At 66.4% G+C, this 5,768-nt stretch carries 7 protein-coding genes; 1 reads left to right on the forward strand and 6 read right to left on the reverse strand.

The features are described 5' to 3' along the window. The 4 genes from C5O18_RS05655 to C5O18_RS05670 all read right to left on the reverse strand — a co-directional run. Nucleotides 1-461, reverse strand: a 461-nt coding sequence (locus C5O18_RS05655) for a MerR family transcriptional regulator (protein ID WP_146089229.1), incomplete at its 3' end; no start/stop codon positions are given. A gap of 52 nt (nt 462-513) precedes the next feature. After that, nucleotides 514-813 carry a YkgJ family cysteine cluster protein gene (locus tag C5O18_RS05660; RefSeq protein WP_105192242.1) on the reverse strand — a complete coding sequence of 100 codons (300 nt, stop codon included), beginning with the start codon at nt 811-813 and terminating at the stop codon, nt 514-516. A gap of 124 nt (nt 814-937) precedes the next feature. Then, on the reverse strand, nt 938-3,112 hold the full coding sequence (locus C5O18_RS05665; protein ID WP_105192244.1) for a 3-hydroxyacyl-CoA dehydrogenase NAD-binding domain-containing protein: 2,175 nt from the start codon (nt 3,110-3,112) through the stop codon (nt 938-940). 51 nt (nt 3,113-3,163) lie between these two features. Beyond that, nucleotides 3,164-4,375 (reverse strand): acetyl-CoA C-acetyltransferase, encoded by a 1,212-nt coding sequence (locus C5O18_RS05670; protein WP_105192246.1) that lies wholly within the window; start codon nt 4,373-4,375, stop codon nt 3,164-3,166. 253 nt (nt 4,376-4,628) lie between these two features. Here C5O18_RS05670 and C5O18_RS05675 point away from each other — a divergent pair, with 253 nt between their 5' ends. After that, complete coding sequence (locus C5O18_RS05675) at nt 4,629-4,937, forward strand: Mpo1-like protein (protein WP_105192248.1); 309 nt, start codon at nt 4,629-4,631, stop codon at nt 4,935-4,937. 61 nt (nt 4,938-4,998) lie between these two features. On the opposite strand, the gene nqrM is transcribed toward C5O18_RS05675, so the two are convergent. Together nqrM and C5O18_RS05685 are read right to left on the reverse strand one after the other, a co-directional pair. Further along, a complete protein-coding gene (gene nqrM / locus C5O18_RS05680) occupies nt 4,999-5,244 on the reverse strand; it encodes a (Na+)-NQR maturation NqrM (RefSeq protein WP_206389744.1) in 246 nt (81 codons plus the stop codon). Nucleotides 5,245-5,254: 10 nt separating this feature from the next. After that, nucleotides 5,255-5,768 (reverse strand): FAD:protein FMN transferase (locus C5O18_RS05685; protein WP_206389746.1); only part of this gene is annotated, 514 nt, incomplete at its 5' end.

Raw genomic sequence — 5,768 nt, forward strand, 5'->3', positions numbered from 1 at the left:
AACAGCCTCGGGCTGGGCACCTTGAAACGGGCGCCGTCGACCTGGATCAGGTTCAGCTGCACCGCACGCGCCAGCGTCTCCGGCGTCATCTGGCGCTGGAACAGGGTCATGAGCTCGGACAGCTCGTAATAGGCCGGCACTTCCTCGGCCCACGGCGTGGTGATGGCCTGCTCCAGCCCCAGCAGCTGGCGCAGGTCGTGGCCCTTCTCCCAGGCCTCGATCAGCTCGGAGATGTTCGACAGGCTGTAGCCGCGCGCCAGCAACGGACCGATGACGCGCAGGCGGGCGAGATGGGCGTCGCTGTAGATGCCGGTGCGGCCGCGGATCTCGGGCGGCGGGATCAGTCCGCGATCCTGGTAGGCGCGCACATTGCGCACGGTCATCTGCGCGGCCTGGGCCAGCTCGTCGATGGTGAACTCCCGGGCAGGGATAGCCGCCGCCGGCTTGCCTTCTTCTGTCATGGAGTCACTGGAACCTGTCATCAGCCTCTGTCTCAGCCTGCGTGTCGCGCAACTATACCCCAGTCGCGACGGGTTGCCTTATTAATACATCCGGGCAGGTCGCCCGCTCCAGCGCATCCAGCCACCGCACCGCCGCCTCGCGGCTGTCGCCGCACATCTCGGCAGAAGGCGAGAGGCTGCCGCAGACCGCCGGACGCGAGGGCTGGCCGAAGATCCGGCACAGGCTGTCATCGTCAAGCTGCACGCAGCGCTCGCCCGCGCGCTTGCCCTGCGGCATGCCGGGAATGGGCGAGGAAATGGAGGGCGCCGTGCAGCAGGCACCGCAGCCGGGACGGCAGGATACGCTGTTCATGCCCGGAGCTTACGGCAAAGTGACTGATTCTGAAAGACAAAAGCCCGGCTCCTGACGAAGCCGGGCTTTTTTCCCGCACCCCGCCGGCGAAACCGGCGGGGCGGAACGGTCTTGCAGGAAGGCCTTACTGGAAGGTCTTGCCCTGGGCGGCCATGTCGCGCAGCAGCTGCGGCGGCGTGAAACGGTCGCCGTGCTTGGCGGCCAGCTCATCGGCGCGCTTCACGAACTGCGGCAGGCCGATGTAGTTGATGTACTGCAGCACGCCGCCGGTCCACGGCGCCATGCCGATGCCGAAGATGGAACCGATGTTGGCGTCGGCGACCGAGGTCAGCACGCCTTCCTCGAAGCAGCGCGCGGACTCGATGGACTGGCGGAACAGCAGGCGTTCCTTCAGCTCCTCGAACTCGGCTTCGCTGATGGCGACCTTCTCCGGCTTCACGAAGTGCTCGACCAAGCCCGGCCAGATCACCTTCTTGCCACCCTCCGGATAATCGTAGAAGCCCTTGCCGGTGCGCTTGCCGTTGCGGCCGAACTCGTCCATGAGACGGTCGACCACCTTTTCGGCCGGGTGCGCCGGATAGGCCTTGCCTTCGGCTTCCAGGTCCTTGATGGTCTGCACGCGCACCTTGCGGCCCAGCTCCATGGTGACTTCGTCGGTCACCGCCAGCGGGCCCACCGGCATGCCGGCCTGGGCGGCGGCCTGCTCGATGCTCTGCGGGTGGTAGCCCTCGCCCAGCATGGCGATGCCTTCGTAGGTGAAGGTGCCGAACACGCGCGAGGTGAAGAAGCCGCGCGAGTCGTTGACCACGATCGGCGTCTTGCGGATCTGCAGCACGAAGTCGAAGGCCTTGGCCAGCGCGGCATCCGAGGTCTTCTCGCCGCGGATGATCTCGACCAGCGGCATCTTGTCGACCGGCGAGAAGAAATGCAGGCCGATGTAGTTCTCCGGCTTCTTCGATGCCTGCGCCAGGCCGGTGATCGGCAGCGTCGAGGTGTTGGAGCACATCAGCACATCCGGCAGCGCATTGGCTTCCGACAGCTCGGTGGCCTTGGCCTTGATGCCGCGGTCCTCGAAAACGGCCTCGATGACGATGTCACAGCCCTTGAGATCGGCATGGCTGTCGGTGGTCTGGATCAGCGCCAGCGTGGCCTCGGCCTTGGCGGCATCGAGACGGCCCTTGCTGACACGCTTGTCGAGCAGGCCCTTGGTGTAGGCCTTGCCGCGCTCGGCAGCCTCCAGCGTCTGGTCGAGCAGCACGACCTGGACACCCACCGAAGCAGCCACATAGGCAATGCCCTGGCCCATCATACCGGCACCCAGCACACCGACCTTGGTGGCCTTCCAGGCCGGGTAGGTTTCCTTGCTCGGACGCGAACCGCCACCATTGATCTTCTGCAGGTCGAAGAAGAAGGCCTTGATCTGATTCTTCGCCTGCTTGCCGCAGGCCAGGTGCACGAAGTAGCGGTGCTCGATCTTCAGCGCATTGTCGAAATCGACCTGGGCACCTTCGACCACGGCGGACATGATGGCCTTCGGCGCCGGGTAGTTGGCGTTCTTGGTCTGCTTGCGCAGGTTGGCCGGGAAGGCCGGCAGGTTCATCGCCAGCGCCGGGGTGGACGGGGTGCCGCCCGGCATCTTGTAGCCGGACTTGTCCCACGGCTGCTGGGCGGCCGGGTTGGCCTTGATCCAGGCGCGAGCCTTGGCCAGCATGTCTTCGGCATCGCTCGCCAGCTCGTCGATCAGGCCGATGGACTGCGCCTTCTCGGCTTTCATGCGCTGACCCTGCATGAGCACGTTCATGAGCGCGTTCTGGATGCCCAGCATGCGCGTGACGCGGGTCAGGCCGCCGCCACCCGGCAGCAGGCCCAGCGACACTTCCGGCAGGCCGAACTCGGCCTTGGTGCCGCCGATGGCGACGCGGCGGTGCGCGGCCAGGGCGATCTCCAGACCGCCGCCGAGGGCGGTGCCGTTGAGCGCGGCCACGACCGGCTTGCCCAGCGTTTCCAGCTTGCGCAGCTGGCCGTTGATCTCGACCAGCTCGGCCTTCATGGTGTCGGCGTATTCCGGCGTGGCCTGGATCAGCAGGCGCAGGTCGCCGCCGGCGAAGAAGGTCTTCTTGGCGGAAGTGAGGATGACACCGGCGATGTCGGCCTTCTCGGCCTGCAGGCGGGCCACGGCCTCGCCCATCGACTTCCGGTACAGCTCGTTCATGGTGTTGGCCGACTGGTTAGGGTCGTCCAGGGTCAGGGTGACGATGTTGTCGGCGTCCTTTTCCCAGCGGATGGCGCTCTGAGTCATGTTCGTTCTCTCTTGATCCGATGTTCCGGGGTCTGGTGCGGGAGTCCGCGCTCAGACGCGCTCGATGATGGTGGCGATGCCCATGCCGCCGCCGACGCACAGGGTGCACAGGGCGCGCTTGAGGTTGCGACGCTCCAGCTCGTCCAGCACGATCTGCACGATCATGCAGCCGGTGGCGCCGAGCGGGTGGCCCATGGCGATGGAGCCGCCATTGACGTTGGTGACGTCATGCGAGATGCCCATGTCCTTCATGAAGCGCATGGCGACAGCGGCGAAGGCTTCGTTGATCTCCCACAGGTCGATGTCCTCGACCTTCAGGCCGGCCTTGGCCAGCGCCTTGCGGGCGGCCGGGGCCGGACCGGTGAGCATGATGGTCGGGTCGGCGCCGCTGACGGCGGTGGCGACGATGCGCGCGCGCGGCTTCAGGCCCAGCTTCTTGCCGGCGGCTTCGCTGCCGATCAGCATCAGCGCGGCGCCATCGACGATGCCCGAGGAATTGGCGGCGGTGTGCACGTGGTCGATCTTCTCGACCCAGTGGTACTTCTGCAGGGCCACGGCATTGAAGCCACCCATTTCGCCCATCATGGCGAAGGACGGCTGCAGGCCGGCCAGCTTCTCGACGGTGGAATCCGGCTTGATGAACTCGTCTTCGGCGAGCACGACCTGGCCGTTGAGATCGGTGACCGGCACCACCGAGCCCTTGAACCAGCCCTGGGCGCGGGCGTGGGCGGCGCGCTTGTTGGACTCGGCGGCGAAGCTGTCGACATCGGTGCGGCTGAAGCCTTCCAGGGTGGCGATCAGGTCGGCGCCGATGCCCTGCGGCACGAAGCCGGTCTCGAGGTTGGTTTCCGGGTCCATGGCCCAGGCACCGCCATCCGAGCCCATGGGCACGCGCGACATCGACTCGACGCCACCGACCACGACCAGCTCTTCGAAGCCGGAGCGGATCTTCATGGCGCCGAGGTTCACGGCCTCGAGGCCGGAAGCGCAGAAGCGGTTGAGCTGGACACCCGCCGTTTCGTTCGGCCAGTGCGCCTTCAGCGCGGCCGTCTTGGCGATGTCGGCGCCCTGGTCGCCCACCGGACCGACGCAGCCCAGCACCACGTCATCGACGTGATGCTTGATGTCGGCGCCGTTGCGCGCTTCCAGCGCCTTGAGCAGGCCGACGACGAGGTCGACCGGCTTCACGGTGTGCAGCGAACCGTCTTTCTTGCCTTTGCCGCGCGGGGTGCGCACGGCATCGAAAATCAGGGCTTCCGTCATGATGGAATGTCCTCTCGGGTGAATATGGACTTACACAGTGACCCTATGGTCATCAGGTGTCAGCGAATGTCCTCCCCCGCCCCCCTGTCCGACAATGACCTGAGCTGACAAAAACCATGACGAAAATGATCAGCCCGGCCGGGCTTGTCCACACGAAAAGCAGGGGCGGCTTGGCAAGCGGGAAGGAGTCGGGTACAACGGGGACGCGCCGCGCGCGACCCTGAAAAGAAGAAACAAGAAGAGGACCCAGGCCATGAGCGAACAGCGTTTCGGCAGCTTCCGCGAGTTCTATCCGTACTATCTGCAGGAACACAGCAACACCACCTGCCGCCGCCTGCACTTCATCGGCACCACGCTGGTGCTGATCCTGCTCGCCGCCGTGCTGGCCAGCGGCCACTATGTCTGGCTGTGGTTGCTGCCGGTCGCCGGCTACGGCTTCGCCTGGGTCGGACACTACGGCTACGAGAAGAACCGCCCCGCCACCTTCAAGCACCCCTTCTACAGCCTGATGGGCGATTTCGCCATGTACCGCGACATCTGGCTGGGCCGCATCAGCATCTGAGCAGGCAGCGGCGCCGGATCAGCCGGCGCCGCCCCCGGCACGCAGGCGAAACGCCGGCTGATCAGCGCAGGGCGTCTCGCCCGAGGCTGGCGGCGCGGCGGTCGCCGGTCTCGGCGGATCTGCCTCCGTCGCCATCGCACTTGGCGGGATCATCGCCGCAGACCGGGCACTCGCCATCGCGCAGGCCGAGCTTGTTGAGGCCGCCACAGGAGCCCTTGATCGGATCTCGGCCGTTCATGACACCCACCGCCATGCCCACGATCACCAGCAGGATGACAGCGAAACAGATCAGGGCAACGGTCAGCATGCAGACCTCCTCAGTGCTTCAGGAACGGCTCGAAAGCACTGGAATGACGGCTGCGGAAGCCATCATCGGTACGTTCGATGAAATAGGCGGCGATGCCCCGCGCCTCGGCCAGAGCCAGTCCGCGCTCGGGCCCCAGCACGTTCAGCGCCGTGGCCCAGGCATCCGCCAGCGTGACGTCGGCCGGGTCGGGCGACACCACGGTCACCGACACGCCGCGATGCGTGATCGGCCGCCCCGTTGAGGGGTCGATGGTATGCGAGTAGCGCACGCCATCGGCCTCGAAATAGTTCCGGTAGGAGCCAGAGGTGGAGATAGCACCGCCAGCGGGCAGGTCCAGCAGCTGTGCCGGCCGGCCGCTGCCGTCGGGCTGCTCGATGGCAAGCTGCCACGTGCGCCCGTCCGGACGGCGCCCCAGGCTGCGCAGACTGCCGGCCACACCGACCAGGTAATCACGCACGCCCAGCGACTCAAGCGTGGCGGCAAGATCATCGACACCGGCCCCCTCGCCCACGGAAGACAGGTCC

Source organism: Amnimonas aquatica (assembly GCF_002943415.1).
Classification (GTDB): Bacteria; Pseudomonadota; Gammaproteobacteria; order Pseudomonadales; family Moraxellaceae; genus Perlucidibaca; species Perlucidibaca aquatica_A.